Source organism: Pseudomonas sp. YNh (assembly GCF_037993085.1).
GTDB lineage: Bacteria > Pseudomonadota > Gammaproteobacteria > Pseudomonadales > Pseudomonadaceae > Aquipseudomonas > Aquipseudomonas putida.
This window is the reverse complement of the sequence record NZ_JBBMRJ010000007.1, coordinates 38,588-57,582: the sequence shown is the minus strand read 5'-3', so window position 1 is coordinate 57,582 and position 18,995 is coordinate 38,588. Positions and strand designations below refer to the sequence as shown.

At 55.7% G+C, this 18,995-nt stretch carries 15 protein-coding genes and 1 pseudogene; 8 read left to right on the top strand and 8 right to left on the bottom strand.

Translation table 11 applies throughout. The annotated features are described in order from the left end of the window. Positions 1-41: 41 nt before the first annotated feature. The gene (locus WF331_RS09295) at positions 42-1,022 is read left to right on the top strand and encodes an integrase domain-containing protein (protein WP_340622835.1); all 981 of its coding nucleotides are present in this window, start codon (positions 42-44) and stop codon (positions 1,020-1,022) included. A 376-nt stretch (positions 1,023-1,398) separates the two neighbouring features. On the opposite strand, the gene WF331_RS09290 is transcribed toward WF331_RS09295, so the two are convergent. From WF331_RS09290 to WF331_RS09275, 4 genes are read right to left on the bottom strand one after another with little or no spacing between them, the layout of a single operon-like run. Next, the gene (locus WF331_RS09290) at positions 1,399-3,741 is read right to left on the bottom strand and encodes an ATP-binding protein (protein ID WP_340622834.1); all 2,343 of its coding nucleotides are present in this window, start codon (positions 3,739-3,741) and stop codon (positions 1,399-1,401) included. After that, entirely contained in the window at positions 3,725-4,420 is a 696-nt protein-coding gene (locus WF331_RS09285) for an ABC-three component system middle component 1 (RefSeq protein WP_340622833.1), read from the bottom strand. Before WF331_RS09285 ends, WF331_RS09290 begins: the two co-directional genes overlap by 17 nt. Then, entirely contained in the window at positions 4,417-5,025 is a 609-nt protein-coding gene (locus WF331_RS09280; protein WP_340622864.1) for an ABC-three component system protein, read from the bottom strand. The genes WF331_RS09285 and WF331_RS09280 overlap by 4 nt, the downstream gene beginning before the upstream one ends. Positions 5,026-5,033: 8 nt before the next feature. After that, on the bottom strand, positions 5,034-5,699 hold the full coding sequence (locus tag WF331_RS09275) for an ABC-three component system protein (protein ID WP_340622832.1): 666 nt from the start codon (positions 5,697-5,699) through the stop codon (positions 5,034-5,036). 926 nt (positions 5,700-6,625) lie between these two features. Here WF331_RS09275 and WF331_RS09270 point away from each other — a divergent pair. Continuing rightward, positions 6,626-6,949 carry a helix-turn-helix domain-containing protein gene (locus WF331_RS09270; protein WP_241801377.1) on the top strand — a complete coding sequence of 108 codons (324 nt, stop codon included), beginning with the start codon at positions 6,626-6,628 and terminating at the stop codon, positions 6,947-6,949. Here WF331_RS09270 and WF331_RS09265 read toward each other — a convergent pair. Further along, complete coding sequence (locus WF331_RS09265) at positions 6,946-7,296, bottom strand: type II toxin-antitoxin system RelE/ParE family toxin (RefSeq protein ID WP_284362186.1); 351 nt, start codon at positions 7,294-7,296, stop codon at positions 6,946-6,948. The two genes, WF331_RS09270 and WF331_RS09265, sit on opposite strands and share 4 nt — an antisense overlap. A 191-nt stretch (positions 7,297-7,487) precedes the next feature. Between WF331_RS09265 and WF331_RS09260 the strand changes: the two are divergent. Both WF331_RS09260 and WF331_RS09255 read left to right on the top strand, forming a co-directional pair. Next, positions 7,488-7,655 (top strand): annotated as a pseudogene (locus WF331_RS09260) (tyrosine-type recombinase/integrase); the annotation flags it as partial. A gap of 92 nt (positions 7,656-7,747) precedes the next feature. After that, complete coding sequence (locus WF331_RS09255; protein ID WP_080889198.1) at positions 7,748-7,954, top strand: DUF3079 domain-containing protein; 207 nt, start codon at positions 7,748-7,750, stop codon at positions 7,952-7,954. Between the two features lie 291 nt (positions 7,955-8,245). On the opposite strand, the gene WF331_RS09250 is transcribed toward WF331_RS09255, so the two are convergent. Beyond that, a complete protein-coding gene (locus tag WF331_RS09250) occupies positions 8,246-10,543 on the bottom strand; it encodes a TonB-dependent siderophore receptor (RefSeq protein WP_340622831.1) in 2,298 nt (765 codons plus the stop codon). Between the two features lie 140 nt (positions 10,544-10,683). On the opposite strand from WF331_RS09250, the gene WF331_RS09245 reads away from it, so the two are divergent. The 3 genes from WF331_RS09245 to WF331_RS09235 all read left to right on the top strand — a co-directional run bounded on the left by WF331_RS09245 (position 10,684) and on the right by WF331_RS09235 (position 14,577). Continuing rightward, a complete protein-coding gene (locus WF331_RS09245) occupies positions 10,684-11,406 on the top strand; it encodes a response regulator (RefSeq protein WP_284362042.1) in 723 nt (240 codons plus the stop codon). Between the two features lies 1 nt (position 11,407). Then, positions 11,408-12,775, top strand: coding sequence for an ATP-binding protein (locus WF331_RS09240; protein ID WP_340622830.1), 1,368 nt, complete (start codon positions 11,408-11,410; stop codon positions 12,773-12,775). A gap of 131 nt (positions 12,776-12,906) precedes the next feature. After that, positions 12,907-14,577 (top strand): FMN-binding glutamate synthase family protein, encoded by a 1,671-nt coding sequence (locus tag WF331_RS09235; RefSeq protein WP_016497578.1) that lies wholly within the window; start codon positions 12,907-12,909, stop codon positions 14,575-14,577. A 153-nt stretch (positions 14,578-14,730) separates the two neighbouring features. On the opposite strand, the gene WF331_RS09230 is transcribed toward WF331_RS09235, so the two are convergent. After that, the gene (locus WF331_RS09230) at positions 14,731-16,050 is read right to left on the bottom strand and encodes an OprD family porin (protein ID WP_340622829.1); all 1,320 of its coding nucleotides are present in this window, start codon (positions 16,048-16,050) and stop codon (positions 14,731-14,733) included. 475 nt (positions 16,051-16,525) lie between these two features. Between WF331_RS09230 and WF331_RS09225 the strand changes: the two genes are divergently transcribed. Further along, positions 16,526-18,601, top strand: a complete 2,076-nt coding sequence (locus WF331_RS09225) for a TonB-dependent receptor (protein ID WP_340622828.1) — start codon at positions 16,526-16,528, stop codon at positions 18,599-18,601. Between the two features lie 133 nt (positions 18,602-18,734). Here WF331_RS09225 and WF331_RS09220 read toward each other — a convergent pair whose 3' ends face one another. Next, the gene (locus WF331_RS09220; RefSeq protein WP_026034717.1) at positions 18,735-18,932 is read right to left on the bottom strand and encodes a hypothetical protein; all 198 of its coding nucleotides are present in this window, start codon (positions 18,930-18,932) and stop codon (positions 18,735-18,737) included. Between the last annotated feature and the right edge of the window lie 63 nt (positions 18,933-18,995).

The following is an 18,995-nucleotide window of genomic DNA, read 5'->3' as shown; positions in this document are numbered from 1 at the left end:
CGTGGGGCGAGGATCAGAGAACGGTAGATTAGGTGACTGACATGGCATTGGTGGGTAGACGCGATGGTCGTAATTTCGGCTACGGCAGGCAATTGAGCTATGCAGGGCCGCAGGCGCTGAAAGACATGTTTGGCGGTGGCCATTACGGCACGGTCAAGGCGCACAGTGATCGATGGTTGGCATTCGTGAGGTGGTGCCGTTCCGAACAGGGGCCCGGAATCAATGATGCGCGGCAGATTGACCGCAAAGTGTTGACCGACTATGCAGCCTATCTGCGTGACGTGGTTAGGCGCGGTGACCTCGCCGTCAGCACCGCACAAAACCGGCTATCCAGCGTTAACAGGACCATGGCGGCGCTGCGCGGTGATCAGTGTGTGAAATTGTCCAGTCCGAGCAAGGCACTGGGTATGCAGCGCACCGGGGTTCGACAGTCGATACCGCAAGGCCAAGACCGCGAACAGGTTAAACAGATAGTCGATGTGCTTTGCCGCCAGCAGCAACTACGGGCCGCTGCGATCATTCTGCTGGCGCGAGCCACCGGCATGCGCTTGCGAGAGGCCATTTTGGCTGATCTTCCTCGACTGCAAAGAGAGGCCAACCGATACGGCAGAATTAACATTCAAGATGGCACCAAAGGTGGCCGCTCGGGTGCGTCGGCGCATCGTTGGATCTGGATGAATGATTATATTCGTGAAGCGCTCACGTACGCCGAGCAGGCCTCTCCCTTAGGAAGCGGCAACTTGCTTGCACTGAACGAAAGCTACCTAGACTTTCAACATCGGATTGTCCGCCCTGCACGGGACATCCTTCACGCGCACCGCCTCAAGGGATTTCACGAATTGCGGGCGGCCTACGCATGCGAGCGGTATGAGCAGATTGCAAACCAGCTTTCGCCAATCAAAGGAGGAAGCTGCTACCAGCTCGACCAACCCCTCGATCAGGAGGCACGCGCACAAATCAGCTATGAGCTGGGTCACGGTCGTATCGACATAGTTTCTGCATACATCGGTGGCCGAGCATGAGCGAACCGTTCGATATGGAGGTATTCCTAGGGGGTGTCATGAGCGGATCGCAGACAACACGTCAGCGCCATCTACATCAAGCAAAAGCTATCCAAGCAGCTATCGCTGTGCGCTGGCACCGAGATAACCCCTGGACTTGGCGGCGAAAACATCTTGTCTGGTTCTTGAGTCAGTACGTAAACCAGCGCGCAGAATCAACGCGCTATTACTATATTTTGACCATAACCTTAATCACGCTTCGCCTAGGGAAGTCTTGGAAATTCAAAAACATCAGCAAAGCCAACCACTCACACTAGCACTTAACTTTCAACATGTGGAGACCATCTAGGATGGTCTCCACAACAACAGAGTGACGCACAAATAAAAACCAGGACCATCAATTAACCGAAAAGACTTGTTTAAAATCTAAACCCTCAGCATCTAAATTATATTTTTTGAATTTATATTGCATATAAGCCGACATTTCATCTTCATGCGTGGAAAGAATTATTTGTCTATCGGAAAACTCAGCCCTTAACAAATCAACAAACCCAGCAACATTTATATCGTCTAGCGTTTGAACAGGGTCATCAATTAATAAAATAGCGTTCCTTGCGTACCTCTTATTTAAAGCAAGCGTAAACGAAAGCACCAATGAAGAAAGCTGCCCTGAACTCATAGAGAATATTACATCATGCAATTTTTTCGGATTCTCTCGAAATGACAGATTTTTACCATCTGTTTCAATAAAAATCCCAAGCCCACTTTGAAAGTTCTGCAAAAGCCGCCCTGAATATATATGAAATAGCACCTCGATGCCTTTAGCAATTGACGCCACATAAGAATTTAAATTCTCATTATAAATATCCCTGAGCTTACTTAGAGCTTTATCCAGGTAAATGGCTTTCTTGTAAGTATCTTCGGCCACACTATAGGATCTTTCTTTGTCCTTAATGTCGCCGTAAATACTTCTAGTATAAGCAGCCTTTACATAGGAGATTTTTCTATCAATCGAATCCAACTCTAGGCTTAAAGCCGAGTTATCATCCTCCAAAAATACTTGCTCAAAAATCTCTTGGAAATCTTCATCAATAGCATCATGATCGACAACGCGATACAAAGCACTAACAGCCTCACCAAGTTTGTTAATACTCAAAGACTCTTGCAAGTCAAAGCTCGTACAGTAGAAAGGTCTTACATCAATACCATAAGATAAGTATGCACGTACCAGCTTACGCAAATACGAGACCTGCTCCTCGCGAAGCTCGGCGATTTTTTTCTTGTAATCTATAGACTCTTCCTGAGCAGCAGCGTGCTCTCCTATAACTTGACGAATAGGACCTAAGACTTTACTTTCAAATCGCTCTATATTTCGCTTAAGTGCTTCGCCATTAGAATCGACAAGGGTCTCTAGAACTAACTTTTGGGATTCCATGTGGCGCAGCAATTCATCGTACGACTCCCAGTCATAACCACATGCAGGACAGTTGCCATCGTCATGAATAATATGTTCAGATGAGTACTTGGATACAAATAGATCTCGAGCAGCCTTCAATTCATTGTAAGCAAGCTCGACGGAATTTGAGTTTTCAACAACCAACTTTATTTCAGCAACAGCCTGTGAAAAATCATTATAGCTCAACTCAAAACCAAAACCATCAAACACATCAGGTTCAAATCTCAAATCTTCTTTTAACGACGAGGGGATCCCGCTTTCAAATTTACTTAAAAAATCCACACCAAAGTCATAAAGAGCGACATCATTTTTATATACTGCAATCGAATCCAGGCGACCACCAAACCTCAGTAGACTCTCAAGCGCCTCCTGCTTCGGCTTCAGGGTTTTATCAATCCTAGAGTTATATTTGAAACTGATAAAATTATCTACTCTTTCTGTAAATTTCCTAAGCCTATTCAATGCCCCTTCATCACCTAACCATGTAGCTATGATTGAAGATTTGACTGCGATATCTTCATGGTCCCACGGTTGATGGGTAGTAAAGATTAATCTTTGATAAGGTTCAATTACATTTTCATCCCCAACATTAACAGAGCGATGCAATTGCTCAATCTCTGCTTTACGCGAAATTAAGTCCTCCTTTTTCGCAGCTGTCTTTAGGCTGGCGATCAACTCTTTCGCAGTGTCAATTTTCTTAATTTTTTCTCTGTAGTCTCCCACATCAAACAAATGGTCAATTTTCTGCTGCTTAGTCGACGCTTTACTTTTTAAAATTGCCGTATTATCTTCTTGCTCAACATAATGAAAAAGCTTGAAATCTCGAAGATAACCGGCCCCAAGTATTGCTCCTAAGAAGGACTCCTCGTCCTGAACCAACCGCTCCTCGCCATCGATACTAGTCAACTCAAATAGCTTAAACAGCTTTAATCCAAGCCCCTTCCCTCTATCCAGCTTATCTTTACTCGCGCTTCTTTTTAAATAGAACAGTCCATGACTGGTTTCAATCTCCGCCACAATTGAAATCTCAGCCCCTGCGACTGCTTGATCATGGACTATTGGGCTTCCTAAAGCTATCGAGCGTTTATCAACTACGGAGCTCTCCAAATTATTGTAGCGACTAATATCGCCGGTCAGAAGAAACTCTACAGCATCAAAAAAAGAGGTTTTCCCAAACCCATTAGGCCCATCCAAGACTGCCAGATTAGAACTACCAATCTCAAACTTATGACCCACAAATGCTTTGAAATTCTTTAGAATAAGTTTTTTAATATTTAACTTCATGGCCGGCCTCAGCTATCTTATCAACCAAATCTTTCAATAGAGACTCGGCGCTATCATACCCATCAACATTTGAAGTAAGTACGCTGGACTCAATAAACGATAAGAGTTCTGGCTGCTTTGTGATTCTAATTTTTTCGCGATGTCGAGTATAAAGCCCTTCTATATCAGCCGGTTCACCTTCTCCGATATCTATAAATCCAAGCTTTATAACTATTCTATAAATTAATTCCTCCCAGCTTTCACTGCCCAAAGATTTTTTATAACTGGAGAAAACATCAGGATTATTCACCGAATTCAAAATTAAATCTGCAACATTATCCTCTCCGAGCTTTTCATTGAGGCTAACTATTTCGGTAGCTGTATGGTAAAGCACATGTTTCTTGAAAAAAAATAAATCTTCTTCCGTAGCATGAACCTCAGAGATAATTTTATCGGTGATTTTTTCGACAGGCCAAATGCAAATTAGGCTCGTATTCTTCTCGACCGCAGGGTTTCGGTTTATCTCTTGGCATTTAGTCAACCAGGAATGCTGATTCTCAATTACAGCTCGCGGCGAGGACTCTACAACCAGCCAGTAGGCTTCCTTACTAACATCGTCAGGCACGAACAGGCTAAACTCTTCAGTCAACGTCTCTGAGTAACTATGTCTAGAGAATAATTCAGTTAAGAGTTGCTTCATTTCTTAATCCCACTTGGCAAATTAGCAATAGACACCAACGCCACATCTTTAAATTTATTAAATTTAGTATGATCGTGAAGGGCGCCACCTCGCGGCCCAACATTCGCGACCGAAAATATAGAGTCTGCATCTATATCTGTGGTAATCAATGTTCCACTTTCATAGAGAAATTCAACATCATGCTTTAGAGAGTTATCGACAATTTTTTTACAAATAGCACCGGCACTTTTCTTCCCCTGGTGAATCGCCGTCGGGTAATAACTGCACCCAGAAAACTCCCAGAAGAAACCTGCATTCCGCGTCCCATCATTAAAGTCAGGCTCAATTAAATCATCGAAAATTCTAAACAACCCATACTGAAGATCATCAGAGTTTACAGACTCATCCTTGTACTCCGCCAAGGAGTTAAACCGTCCTTTTTTACTAGGCAAAATTGAGCGCATGAAAACTTTTAGCTTTTCGACATCAAACTTATTAATCCTAGCAACACACTTTCCTAACTTGTCTAAGTCTTCACGCGCCAAGTCGTTTTCATCGCAAAAATCGGAATAGTAATTTCCAATATCTTTGATGATCACCGAAAAAAAATAACTTTCGCAAAGTATGGAAGAAGTTAACTCGACAGATAGAATATCGAAAAAAAATCCACAAAACTAATTTTCTCTCTACTAGCAACCTGACGCTGAACTGGCCCTTTGGAAAGTTGGATTTCAGCATGCATCGAGATTATCTTACTTACTATAATGTCTTCTAGAAGATTCCTAGACCATTGCAAATAGTCCGGCACAGTTTTATGCTTTGCACCCGATTCATACTTAATGTAAAACTCGCATATGAGATTTTCCAGCAGCGAGTCAATTTCTGATAGAGCACAATAACTTTCAATTAGCGCATCTTTTTTGTAACTATAAAAAATTGCAGGCGAGTAGACACTACTGAAATCAGCAGGGAGGACAACATCCTTGGAAACATGGAATAAAACCTTACACCCAGGATATGCCTTTGACTTTTTAACTTGTTCGCTTATCGCCCCAGAATAGGCTGAAAATTCATCGCTTTTATACGCTTTAACTTGATGCATGGACTGACATGCACCATCTAATAAAATGGCGAAATCATCGATACTATCAAGCTGCAGTACTAACTTTTTACTATCAACCAAATTCTCCAACATCAAACTAAGGCAGTGGTACAGCGCAATTTTTCCTTGATATATATACCCACCCCAGGTCGCAACCGCTGTATGAGGCAAGCTTGCTTCGACACTATTTTTCGCCATAGCTCTAAACCTTCAATTGCAGATTTAAATATCTGCGACTTCAAATTAGCATGTAATTATATTTCGGTCGGCGCAACTAAAACGAAATGACGTAGTAGTCATGTGATATTCCATAATTGCATTCTTGTATTTTTACCCAAGGCCTGACCTCAAAAACTGACCGTAGCACCGTCTGGCAACCCAATAACACTTATAGGACTGATCGAATATATCTTCGGAAAGGGCGATTTTACTTTGGCTATCCATGGCCAGGCTCCCACATGAATCGATGACGGCGCAATGCCACTACAGACACTACCGTTTAGTGCCTAAACCGTAAAGGACCGAAGAAGATAATGGGGACTGACGCGCTGAAAAAGGCTTATGAAGCGACTAAAGTCCCATTTGAAGCGATGCACAGGAGGCCTGGATCCAACCCTCTAGGCGAAAGAAGCCTCAGCGCGCAAATTCGCTGTGAACGGCCATGGGCGGGTTGATGTGTTATGGCGACACTAGAAGATGCAGAACGGAGAACAAATTTAGGGTATTCCAAGAGGTATAACTTAACGCAGCTACATAATAAATATAATTAAAACAATGCCTTACGAATCGATTCGACTCCTGGTGCCGCACCATACGCAGTATCAAAAAAGGCTCACCGAAAGGTGGGCCTTTTTTGTTTTCCCCCCTCGCAGTCCCGCCCTCCATTTCTGCCCCAGCCAGCGTCGAGTTCTTACAAATCCCCCGAAGCCACCACGATCAGTGTAGGAGCTGGCTTGCGTGCGATGGGCTGCGCAGCAGCCCCACCAACCCCAGGCAGATGCAATTCTCTGATCACCAACACAGCTCAAAAACAGACACACCCTCCCACAGAAACGCTTTGACTCACCAACCAATCACCGCTACGATTTATCGCAAATTTTAGATATTTCTGCCGAGGCAAGCCAATGGCGCTTCAATTCCACGAAAGCCCTTTCCACGCCACCCACGACGCAGAAACCGCCAGCAAAATGGCCTTGAAGATGGACTTGTCCATTTTCATCACTGACTGCATCAAAAAAATGGGCCTCAAGCAGCATGATGCCGCAGCCAAGCTCAACGTAACCCAATCCCGCATATCCGAGCTTGCAAATGGCAAGATCGAGAAATTCACCTTGGACGCCATGATGGACATGCTGGACAAGCTAGGCTTTCGCACAACCCTGACCCTGCCCTCGAACGATGCCGGTTCACCGCCCCAGATCGTGATCACCCAAACGCCTGGCAGCTAAACCCTGTACCCCATTTTTCTCAGTTCGTGCTTCAACTCCTTCATCCGCTCTTCAGCGACCTGCATCGCGTGCCGGTCGGACCTGTTGGTCGTTTTTACGAACGAATGCAACACGACGACCATGTCTGCAAATTTGGCCACATATACGCATCGGAATGCAGGGCTGCCGTTAATGATGAGCTCAATCGCACCCGCCCCTACCGACTCGGTCAACGACTTGATCGGCCGCTCCGGGTCCTGGCCATACTGGATGCGTCGCAGGTCTTTACCAAAATCGTCCTGAACGTCTTTGGGAAGGTCTTTGTATTCACGCTCAGCAGCTGCACTCACAAACGCAAACTTTTTCAACGGTCTACCCACGGCGAGATGCTGGATTGGTGGACGGCATGGATGCCAGGAGGGAGGGAATTTAGCGCAGTGGCTTGCAGTTGGCGGAATTAGAAATGTTTCGCGGTTTGACCCTGAAATATCGTGTTTCTCTCGCCCGCTGAAATCAGTTCGACCTCATTTGGGGCCGGCTTTATTCACGTTGCACCCAGCCTCCTGCACTGGCCTTGCTTGGGCAGATCCACACGATCACTGGCAAGTTCGACCTGGTGTTCGCGGGCGTTTCCGTACTCAGAATGATGGGCTACGACACCAATGTGGATATCTGCGGCCACGGGTTCCGAGCCATGGCGTGCAGTGCGCTGGTCGAGACCGGGCTGTAGTCGGGGACGGCTATCGAGCGGCAGATGAGCCACAAGGGGCTGGGCCAGGGGTTTACGTTCAGGCCAAGTAGCCCTGAGGGAGGATGAGCATGGCCAAGAGATTTCCCACAAACCCTCGCCACCCCGAGCGTATCTGCTGGGGTTGCGACCTGTACTGCCCGGCCAAGGCGCTAGCCTGTGGCAATGGCGCAGACCGGACCATGCATCCGGTGGAGCTGTTTGGCGAAGATTGGGATAGCTTCGAGGGCCATTTGGAGAAGCCAGCTGATGCAGGGCACGCGGCAGACCCCACCTGAGAAAGGGCCGCTTGGGAGCGGGCATACCCCGAAACCGACACCGTGGTGGATGGCACGGGCTTCGCCCGTGTTCGCGGGCGAGCCCGCTCCCACAGTGATCGCGCTCGCTTTCAGATGTTTTGCAATTCAGTTGCCCCGACAGATACTGCATAGACCTGAAGTCTGCGCGGTACCTGTGGGAGCGGGCGTGCCCGCGAAGAGTCCAACGCGGTGCATGGCACCGGCTTCGCCGGTGTTCGCGGCTAAAGCCGCTCCCACAGGGACCGCGCGCAGACCTGTGGGAACGGTTGGTCAGAACGCGGTACTTACCGTCAACGACAGGTTACGCGGGTCGCCGTAGATGGCCCCGGCATAGAACCCGTACTGGGTGTAGTAGTGCTTGTCGAACAGGTTGTTGGCGTTGAGGCTGACGCTGGTTTCATCGGTCAGCTGGTACTTGGCCATGGCATTCCAGATGGCATAACCGGACCAGTTAGCGTCAGTGGCACCATTGCTCACACCGTTTGTGGGCTGGCCAGCCGGGCTGGAGATGGCGCGGATGTTAGTTTGCGCGGTCACGCCGGCGCCCAGGGTCAGGCGGTCGAGCGGGCCGCTCAGGCGGTAGGTGGTGGAGGCCTTGAACAGGTGCGACGGGTCGCTGCGCCCGTCACTGTCGACGCGGCGGAAGTGCAGGTAGGTGTAGCCGGCGTAAACGTTCCAGTTGGGGGTCAGGGCGCCGGCAACTTCCAGGTCGATACCGTCGGTTTCCTGGCCGGAACCGGCCTTGTACGCGTTGCCGCCAGTCGGGGTGGTCAGGTCGCCGTCCAGCACGGCCTTGTTTTCTTGCTTGGTGCGAAAGTACGCCGCCGAGGCGTTCAGGCGGCCATCGAACCACTCACCCTTGATACCTGTTTCGTAGCTTTGCCCACGAATCGGCTCGACCTTGCTGCCGCTGCTGGTTTCAGAGGTTTGCGGGGTGAAGATATCGGTGTAGCTGGCATACAACGAGTAATTGTCGTTGAGGTCATACACCGCGCCCAGGTAGGGGGTGACAATGCCGTTTTCTTCCTGGCTGCTGCGCTCGCCGGCCACGCTGCGGGTCACCGAAGAATAGTTGCTGGTGCGCACGCCAACGATTACCGATAGCGGGTCGGTGATGCTCAGGCGGGTGGCGGCGTACATGCCCTGCAGGCGGGTGGTGGTCTTGCTGTGAAGGCCGGTGCGCGAGGCGATGAGGTCGTAGTCGTCATCCACGCCATTGTGCCAGTCCGTGACCGGGAAGCCGTTATTGGCGCGGAACTGGCAACCCAGTGCAGGCGCGCTGGCCATGCCGTCGCCGACCATGGTGCAGGTGTACTGGGGCGACCAGCCAACGGTGCGGCTGTCGTTGTAGCCGACCATGGCCTGGTGGGTGCGGCCAAACAGCTGGAAGGGGCCGGAGAGGTCGATCTGCGCCGACTGCTGGGTGGTGTCGCTGGAGCTGTGCAAACCGTTCAGCACCGCGCCGCTGCCGTCCTGGTCCCAATAGCCGCCGAAGCTGCCGCGCCCAGCCGAGTTCACCTTGGCAAGGCCCCGGTGGTTCAAGGCTTCGGTAGTCGCCTGGGCTGCTTTCAGGTCCAGTGTCCAGTCGTTGTCGAAGCGGTGCTTCAGAGAGCCGAACGCGGTACGGGTGGTGTACTCGCCAAAGCTCCAGCTGGGCACCACGTTGGTGCTGCGCGGCAAATCGGTCTTGCTACCGTCGCGGTACCAGATGGGGATGTTCGCGCCCCAGCCGCCGCCGACAACCTTGTTGTACTCATACTGGTAACCGGCGCCCAGGGTGGTGGCGTCGTCCAGATCGAACTCGAAATTGGCCAACGCGGCGCGGGAGCGATCGGACTGGTTGTCGCGGAAGGAGTTGGCGTCCTGCTGGGTCATCACGAAGCGCGAGCGCAGGCGGCCATCTTCGGACAGAGGCAGATTCAGGTCAGCACCCAGGCGACGTTTGTCCCAGCTGCCGTACGTGGCGTAGGCGCTGCCGCCGAATGTCTTGGTCGGTGCCTTGCGGATCAGGTTGACGGTGGCCGAGGGGTCGCCGGTGCCGCCCAGCAGGCCGTTGGCGCCGCGCACGATGTCGATGCGTTCGTACAGGTCCATATTCAGTGCGTTGCCACTGCCGCTGAAGTCCGAACCGCCCTGGGTCTGCAGGCCGTCGACCTTCCAGTTGCTGATCGAATAGCCCCGGGCACGGTAGTCGGTACGCCCACCTACCTCGGACTTGTTGGCCGTTACGCCTGGCGTGGTTTCCAGCGCCTGCTCGATGGTGTGGATGTCGCGGTCATCCATCTGCTGGCGGGTAATGGTGGTGACCGATTGCGGCGTCTGGCGTGGCGTCAGCGCCAGGCCCGTGGAGCTACGGGTGCTCTCGACCGTGTAGCCTAGCTGGCCAGCATCGTCGGCCGGCAGCAGAGCGCTGTCTTCGATCTGCGTGGCGTCCAGCTCCAGAGGTTTGCCATCGGCAGCCATGGCCCCGCCACTGATGGCGACGGCAACGAAGAACGCCAACGGCTTGAGGCGATTGCCACTTTGGCTGATGGGGGTGAACACTTTCGGGATGCGCTTGGGATTCATTTGGGAAGGCTTCGTATTTGCAGATGATTTTTTGTTAGGATTCTAGGGATCGGCCCTCCCGGCTCCAGACCCGACATGTACGGGGATGTAATTGAACGTAACGAGCGCCACCGGCCCTCACCGAACAGGTGTTTTTCCGCATGACCACGACCTTGCTGGTTGTCGACGATGACGACGAAATCCGCGAACTTCTTTGTGATTACCTGACCGATGCCGGCTACAACGTGCTAGCCGCAGCAGACGGTGAACAGATGCGCGAACAGCTGGCCCGGCACAAGGTGGACCTGGTGGTGCTCGACCTCATGCTGCCGGGTGAAGATGGCCTTAGCCTGTGCCGCCAGTTGCAAGCGACGCCGGGGTTGGCAGTAATCATGCTGTCGGCCAAGGGCAGCACGCTGGACCGCATCATCGGCCTGGAAGTGGGTGCCGACGACTACCTGGCCAAACCTTTCGAGCCGCGCGAGCTGATCGCCCGGATCAAGGCCGTGCTGCGTCGCCCGCAACGCCTGGACACTCCCGCCGATGAGCCCGCCGAGGCGGACGCCCAGCTGTTCGCAGGCTTTCGCCTTGAACACGTCAAGCGTCTGCTCACCCGCCCCGATGGCGAAACCCTGACCCTGCCACGCTCCGACTACCGCGTGCTGCGCGAACTGCTGGAAGCCAACAACCGCGTGGTCTCCCGCGACCAGCTGACCCGCAGCGCATTTGGCCGCGACCACCTGCCCGACGACCGTTCGGTGGACATGTGCGTCAGCCGCCTGCGCCAGCAACTACGCCGTGCGCCGGCGGGGGCTGCTCAAATTCTCACCATCCGCAACGAAGGCTACCTGCTGAGTATCGCCAACCTCGCGGCCGATGCCTGACATGCGCTGGCTTCGCCGGCTGTGGCCGCGCACCTTGTTTGGCCAACTGCTGCTGATCATGATCAGCGGCACGCTGGTGATCCAGTTGATGTCGAGCAGCATCTGGTTCGATGTGCGTTTCGCCCAGGTACTCGAGGCGCCCATTCGCCTGATCGCCGCGCGCAGTGCGCCCCTGATCGCCCAGGCCAGTTGCCACGCCGGCGCGCTGAAGGTGCCCGCCCACTATCAGTTGCGCTGCGCCGAAACGCTACCCACACCTGAACATGACGAGCGCCGAGGGCGCAGGCGCGTCGAGCTGTTGCTGCAGCAGGCCCTCAGGTACGAACTGGGGCATGCCCAGGACGTGCGCCTTCTGAAGGTGCGGCTGACCGATGAGCTGGGCCAGCCGATTGTCTGGCGTAGCCTGTTCGGCCTGCGCACGGCCCAGGCGCATGTGCAGTTCGCGGTGCCGTTGGCCGACGGCCACTGGCTGACCATCGAGGGCCAGGAACTGCAGGGCTGGAGTGGCGAATCGGCCTGGGTGCTGATCAGCGACTACCTGTTGCGGGTGTATGCGCTGCGGATTGTCGCGGTATTGCTGGTGTGCCTGATTGCCGTGCGCCTGTGCCTGCGCCCGTTGCGGCGCCTGGCCGACGCAGCGCGCGGCCTGGGCGGCAACCTCGAGCAGCCTCCCCTGGCGCTGGATGGCCCGGAAGAAGTGCGCCAGGCGGCCCAGGCGTTCAACGCCATGCAGCAGCGGCTGATTGCCATGGTCAATGACAAGGCCTACTTCCTGGCCGCCGTGTCCCACGACCTGCGCACCCCGCTGACCCGCATGCGCCTGCGCCTGGAGCGGCTACCGGACGACGAACATCGCCAGCGCCTGCGACAGAACATTACCCAGATGGACGACATGATCGGCCAGGTTCTGGACTACCTGCGTGCGGGGGAGCAGCAGAATTTGCAACAGGTGGACCTGGACCGACTGGTTGCACGCCAGTGTGCGGACCTGGCCACGGCCGAAGAACCACTGCCGCTGCACGGCCAGGCGGGCACCTTGCGGGCAGATGCCTTGCTGTTGCAGCGTTGCCTGCAGAACCTGCTGGTTAATGCACTGCGCTATGCCAGGGGCATCTCGGTGACACTGGAACGGTCCGTCACTGGGGTGTTCATCCATATCGACGACCGCGGGCCGGGGATCGCGCCGGAGCTGATGGCAACCATCACCGACCCGTTCGTGCGCGGGGAAGGCTCGCGCAACCAGGCCTCTGGCGGGTATGGGCTGGGGTTGAGCATTGCCCAGCGGATTGCCGCCAGCCATGGCGGTGAGCTGATGCTGTCGAACCGCGAAGGCGGTGGGTTGCGGGTCAGCATACTGCTGCCTGGCTAACGCTATTTTTCTGTGGGACTGCGCAAGGCTGGGACTGCGCAATCAGGTAACAGTCTTTTACCGATTACCCAGGTTTTCCCCTCCCCGCCTTTGCCTATCCTATGCCCGGTCATCCTGCCTGCGATGGACCCATGAATCACTCTCTGCCCAGCCGCTACGCCTGCCTCGTCATCTGCCTGTTGTTCACCTTTGCCAGCCTGCCGCTACTGCCCCAACATGCCTGGCTCTGGCCAATCACACTGATCACTGCCCTGCTCAGCCTCGTCGGGCTCAACGACCTGCGCCAGAGCCACCACGCCGTGCGCCGCAACTACCCGATCCTGGGCAATATCCGCTACCTGATCGAAACCATCCGCCCGGAAATCCGCCAGTACCTGATCGAGGGTGACGACGACAAGCTGCCGTTCTCCCGCTCGCAGCGCTCGCTCGTTTACGCACGCGCCAAGAACGAAAGCGCCGAGAAAGCCTTCGGTACCCTGAACGATGCCTACAAACCCGGTTTCGAATTCATCAGCCATTCGATGCTGCCAGTGGCCACGCCAGACCCGGCCTCGTTCCGCATCGCCATTGGCGGGCCGCAATGCCGCCTGCCCTACTCGGCCTCGATCTTCAACATCTCCGCCATGAGCTTTGGCGCCCTCAGCGCCAATGCCATCGCCGCGCTAAACCGCGGTGCGCGCATGGGCCGTTTTGCCCATGACACGGGTGAAGGCAGCATCAGCCCCTACCACCGCGAACATGGCGGTGACCTGATCTGGGAAATCGGCAGTGGCTACTTCGGCTGCCGTACCGAGGACGGTCGTTTCGACCCTCACCGCTTCGCCGAACAGGCCCGCTCGCCGCAGGTGAAGATGATCGAGATCAAGCTCAGCCAAGGCGCCAAGCCAGGCCACGGCGGTATCCTGCCAGGGCACAAGGTCAGCGCCGAAATTGCCGAGACCCGTGGCGTGCGCGCAGGTGAAGACTGCATCTCCCCGGCCGCGCACAGTGCCTTCCGCACGCCAGCCGGGTTGCTGCAATTCGTGGCCAGCCTGCGCGAGCTGTCGGGTGGCAAGCCCGTAGGCTTCAAGTTCTGCCTGGGCCACCCGTGGGAGTTCATGGGCATTGCCAAGGCCATGCTGGCCACCGGCATCACCCCGGACTTCATTGTTGTCGATGGCAAGGAAGGCGGTACCGGCGCGGCACCTCGCGAGTTCAGCGACAACATGGGTGTGCCCATGCGCGAAGGCCTGATGTTCGTGCACAACACCCTGGTCGGCCTGAACCTGCGCTCCAGCATTCGCATTGGCGCTGCGGGCAAGATCGTCAGTGCCTTCGACATCGCCAGCGTACTGGCCATCGGCGCTGACTGGGTCAACTCGGCACGCGGCTTCATGTTCGCCATTGGCTGCATCCAGTCGCAAAGCTGCCACACCAACAAATGCCCGACCGGCGTGGCCACGCAAGACCCACTGCGCCAGCGCGCCCTGGTGGTGCCAGACAAAGCCGAGCGGGTGGCCAGCTTCCACCGCAACACGCTGCACGCACTGGCCGAAATGCTGGCTGCTGCGGGCCTGGAGCACCCTTCGGAGCTTAAGCCCAAGCACCTGGCACGGCGTATCAGCCCCAGCGAAATCGGGCTGTTCTCGGACCTGCACACGTTCCTCAAGCCAGGCGAACTGCTCAGTGGCTCGATTGAAAGCGAGTTTTATGCGCGGATGTGGCGGATGGCGCGTAGCGACAGTTTTGCGCCGGAGACGGGGGACACTGCAACACGAGTTGTGGCATCAAGACTGCGCCACGAAGAGACTGAACCCGCGTGACAAACAAGACTGGGGCTGCGCTGCAGCCCTTCGCGGGCTTGCCCGCTCCCACAAGTGCAGCGCCAGACTCGAATACGGCGCGGTACCTGTGGGAGCGGGCAAGCCCGCGAAGGGCCGCAGCGCGGCCCCAGCTTTCAAGCAAACAACTGCGGATCAGAAGATGCTGATCGGGTACTCGACGAATACGCGGACTTCGTTGCCGTCGTCGTTGTAACCGTTCTGCTGCACGGCGTTGTTGGTACGCAGGAACGAGCTACGCAGCTTGATGGACAGGCCCTTGGCCGGGCCGTCCTGCACCACGTAACGGATCTGGTTGAAGATCTCGCGCTCTTTACCTTCGCCGAAGCCCTGCGGGTTGGCGACGTTGCGGGTGTTGATGTTGTCACCCACCACGTAGGCCAGCTTGTAGGTCAGGCCCGGAATGCCGTAGGCACCGAAGTCCAGGCCGTAGCCCAGCTGCCAGGAGCGCTCGTCTTCGGCGTTGAAGTCGGACCAGTACGAGTTGGCCAGGTAGATGGTCGAACCACCGTCACCCACGCCACCGGCGTTCTGGTAGAAGCCATAGTTGTAACCGGTGCTGCCGGTGCTGCGCTGATGCGCGAGGGTGAACGAGTGCGCACCGTACGCGTAAGTGGCTGCCAGGCTCCAGATGGTGTTGGAGTCGCCATTCAGGCCAGCGGCTTGTACGTACTTGTTGTCGATGTCCGACTTGTAGCCGTTGAAGTCCAGGGTCAGGGACTGGTCGCTGGCGATCGGGAAGACGTAGTTCAAGCCCAGGTAGTGCTTCTTCATCACGTCTTCGTTGTCTGCGGTGTACAGCGAAGCGGTGAAGTTGTCGGTGAACTTGTAGCTACCACCGAAGACGTTGATCGACTTCAGGCCGCCACCGTCACGGCGCTCGGCGCTTTTGCGCGCTTCCTGGGTGAAGCGGCCGGCGTTCAGTTCCAGGCCCTCGATCTCTTTCGAGGTGATCAGGGTACCGGTGAAACTTTCTGGCAGCAGACGCGCGTCGTCGTACTGCAGCACTGGCAGAGCTGGCATCTGGTCACCGTACTTCAGCACGGTGTTGGAAATGCGGAATTTTACTGCTGCGCCACCACGGGCCAGGTTGTGCGGCGAGCTGGCGTTGCCTTCGGCATTGGTGGTTTCGTGCGGCTTGAAGAAGTCGACGCCGCCGCCACCGTTGTGGCCTTTGCCGCCATCAAGGCGGACGGCGTACAGGCCGAATGCGTCGACGCCGACGCCCACGGTGCCCTGGGTGAAGCCGGAGGAGAAGTTGGCGATGAACGCCTGGCCCCATTCGATCTGGTCGTCGGTGCCGTGCTTCTTGTCACGGTTGATGTAGGCGTTGCGCAGAAGGACGTTGGCGTGGCTGTCCTCGATGAAGCCCTTGCTGTCGGCCTGGTCATTGGCCTGTGCCTGGGTCGCGGCGATCATCGCCAAGGCGACCAGGCTGATCCTGGTTTTCAACATGTTGTTTTCCTTATTTCTTAATCAAAAACGCTCTGCACTATGACGCCAGGAACCAACGCCCCTTCGTAGGTTCGACGCTATGCGGATCCCGCCTGGTGGGCCAGCCGGTAAGTCCACGGCAGCCCTCGGCAGCAGCATGGCCAAGATAATGGCCAGCAGGCGTTGGCCGAATCCTAGCCGTGTGCGATTACAAATGTCAAAAAGTCGTGAAATGCAGGTTGATATAACCAAAATTATCGGCAGAGCTGGTGCATTTCCATGCAGGTTTGCGCTATCAGCGGGCAATTTATCTCGTGTGGGAAATTACCTTTTGATCGAACGGACAATTTCCCGAGTGCAGGCAAACCGTGGCGGCAGAGGCTGTTACAAAGAGATACATATGTAAAGACAACCCTTTACAAATACCCAAGCAAGAGCAAATAGCAAGCATTACCATTCGCACCTTCTTTTTCACCTGCCCGGTCCGGATGTGTCCATGCTTGTACCTTGCCGCCTTTCCCCGTTGACGCTTGGCCTGTCGCTGCTGTTCAGCGCAGAGCTGGCCAGTGCCGCCACCACCACGCTGCCAGAGTCGTCGGTTACCGCCGACAGCGAGCGTGAGAAGGACAACCCGCGCGTCAAGGAGGTGAGCACCGCCACCCGCACCTCGACGCCGGTACGCTATGTGCCACAGGCCATCGACACGGTGAAAACCGCCAATGTGCTGGACTACGGCAACAACACCCTGGGCAAGGCGCTGGAGGGGATCCCCAACGTAAGCAGCGGCGCCGACACCCGCTTTGACAGCGTGCGCATCCGCGGCTTCGAGGCCAGCAACGACTTCTACCTGGACGGCATTCGCGACGACAGCCAGTACATCCGCGACCTGCACAACATCGAGCGGGTCGAGGTGCTGAAGGGGCCAGCGGCGGTGCTGTATGGCCGTGGCAGCCAGGGCGGCATCGTCAACCGGGTCAGCAAGGCTCCGGAGCAGGGGCGCCGCTCGAGCATCGAAGCACAGGCCGGCAGCGAAGACCTGCGCAGCCTGTATGCCGACCTCAGCGCCGACCCCAGCGACACTGTCAGCCTGCGCCTGAACATGGGCAACCAGGACAACAACAGCTTCCGCAAGGGTATCGACGGCAGCCGCCAGCTGTTCGCCCCGTCGGTCAGCTGGCAGATCACCCCCGACCTGAACTGGCTGGTGCAGTACGAATACAGCCGCTACAACCGCACGCCCGACCGGGGCATCCCCGGGGTGAATGGCCGCCCGGCCGACGTCAGCCGCGGCACCACCTACGGCGACCAGCGCGACTACATCGATGATCGCGCCCAGTCCCTGCGCTCACGCCTGAATTACCAGCTGAACGAAACCTGGCAGCTGCGCCATACCCTGGGCCTGTTCAAGCTCGACAGCGAGTTCGACAACACCTACGTCACGGGCTACAACGCCAGCACCAATGTCCTGACCCGCCAGCGCTGGCAGCAGGACCTGAACACCCGCAACCTGTTCAACAACCTGGAGGCCGAGGGCGACTTCGACACCCTGGGCCTGGAGCACAAGCTGCTGCTGGGCCTGGAGTTCGGCAACCAGAAGCGTGACCCTGTGCTGTATACCGCTGGTAGCCAGCCGCTCCCGGGCTTGGGCAAACCCGGTAGCAACCAGCAGCACAATGGCACACTGGCGCTGTCGAGTAACAACCACACTGTGGTCGATAGCCGCGGCCTTTACCTGCAAGACCAGATCCGCCTGAACGATCAATGGCAAATCCTGGCTGGCGTTCGCTTCGACCAGTTCGACGTGGAAACCACCAACAAGGATGGCGTGCGCGAACCGCAGGACAGTAACAGCACCAGCCCGCGCCTGGGCGTGGTCTACACGCCATGGCGGGATCATTCGTTCTACGCCTCGTGGAGCAAGACCTTCTCGCCGGTGGGCGGCGGCTTGATCGGCATCACCCCGGATGCACCGGGCAACGGCAACGACGCCAAGCCGGAAGAGACCCGGCAGAAAGAAATCGGGGTGAAAAGCGATTGGCTCGACCAGCGCCTGACCACCACCCTGGCCATCTACGAGCTGGAACTGTACAACCGCCGCACCCGTGATCCGGAAAACCCGAATAACATCTTGCTCAGCGGCTTGCAGCGTTCGCGCGGCATCGAGTTGACGGCCACCGGCAATATCGTCGGCAACTGGTATGTACGCGGCGGCATCGGCCTGCAGGATGCGATCATCGTCAAGGACAACAACGGCCAGGAAGGCAACCGCATCAACGATGTGGCCAAGCGCAACGCCAGCCTGTTCGTGACCTGGAAACCAGAGCTGGGCTGGTACGCCGAAACAGGCGTTACGCTGGTAGGTGAGCGTTATGCGGACAACCAGAACACCACGGTGTTGCCAGGGTATGGCCGTTGGGATGCGCTGGCGGGGTACCGCACCCATGACTGGGATGTGCGGGCGGCGTTGAGCAACATTGCCGACAAGACCTACTACAGCTCGGCGACCAGTGCGGCGCAGATTCAGGTGGGGGACCCGCGTAGCCTGGTGGTTACGGGTAGCTACAGCTTCTGATCGTTGTTGACTGTACTGGCCTCTTCGCGGGCGCGCCCGCTCCCACAGGTGTTTCACAGGTTTCGAGCCATGTGGTGACTCTGTGGGAGCGGGCATGCCCGCGAAGAGGCCGGTACAAGTAATACCGATCCGATCAGTGCCACACCGCCATCAGCGCCTGCATCTCTGCTTCGCTGATCAGCCCTTGAGGGTACCGCCCGGCAAGCAGACGTCGTGGGTCGGTCGTCCTGACCCTGATGCTTCCATGGTGTTTCAACCACTTCGCCACAACCTTGAGCGACTGGTGATTCACTGCCGATGGGCGCAAAGCCGACTCACTTGCTGCGTTCATGTCTACACGTACTCCCTGGCCCGTGAGCGGCTAATTTACGTAGGTAATGTTACAGATCCGAGA

Excerpts from the sequence above, each read along its gene's own strand:
- WF331_RS09245 (WP_284362042.1), top strand. The coding sequence starts at position 10,684 with ATGACCACGACCTTGCTGGTTGTCGACGATGACGACGAAATCCGCGAA.
- WF331_RS09290 (WP_340622834.1), bottom strand. The coding sequence starts at position 3,741 with ATGAAGTTAAATATTAAAAAACTTATTCTAAAGAATTTCAAAGCATTT.
- WF331_RS09235 (WP_016497578.1), top strand. The coding sequence starts at position 12,907 with ATGAATCACTCTCTGCCCAGCCGCTACGCCTGCCTCGTCATCTGCCTG.
- WF331_RS09225 (WP_340622828.1), top strand. The coding sequence starts at position 16,526 with ATGCTTGTACCTTGCCGCCTTTCCCCGTTGACGCTTGGCCTGTCGCTG.
- WF331_RS09255 (WP_080889198.1), top strand. The coding sequence starts at position 7,748 with ATGGCCAAGAGATTTCCCACAAACCCTCGCCACCCCGAGCGTATCTGC.
- WF331_RS09275 (WP_340622832.1), bottom strand. The coding sequence starts at position 5,699 with ATGGCGAAAAATAGTGTCGAAGCAAGCTTGCCTCATACAGCGGTTGCG.
- WF331_RS09295 (WP_340622835.1), top strand. The coding sequence starts at position 42 with ATGGCATTGGTGGGTAGACGCGATGGTCGTAATTTCGGCTACGGCAGG.
- WF331_RS09230 (WP_340622829.1), bottom strand. The coding sequence starts at position 16,050 with ATGTTGAAAACCAGGATCAGCCTGGTCGCCTTGGCGATGATCGCCGCG.
- WF331_RS09285 (WP_340622833.1), bottom strand. The coding sequence starts at position 4,420 with ATGAAGCAACTCTTAACTGAATTATTCTCTAGACATAGTTACTCAGAG.
- WF331_RS09220 (WP_026034717.1), bottom strand. The coding sequence starts at position 18,932 with ATGAACGCAGCAAGTGAGTCGGCTTTGCGCCCATCGGCAGTGAATCAC.
- WF331_RS09270 (WP_241801377.1), top strand. The coding sequence starts at position 6,626 with ATGGCGCTTCAATTCCACGAAAGCCCTTTCCACGCCACCCACGACGCA.
- WF331_RS09250 (WP_340622831.1), bottom strand. The coding sequence starts at position 10,543 with ATGAATCCCAAGCGCATCCCGAAAGTGTTCACCCCCATCAGCCAAAGT.
- WF331_RS09240 (WP_340622830.1), top strand. The coding sequence starts at position 11,408 with ATGCGCTGGCTTCGCCGGCTGTGGCCGCGCACCTTGTTTGGCCAACTG.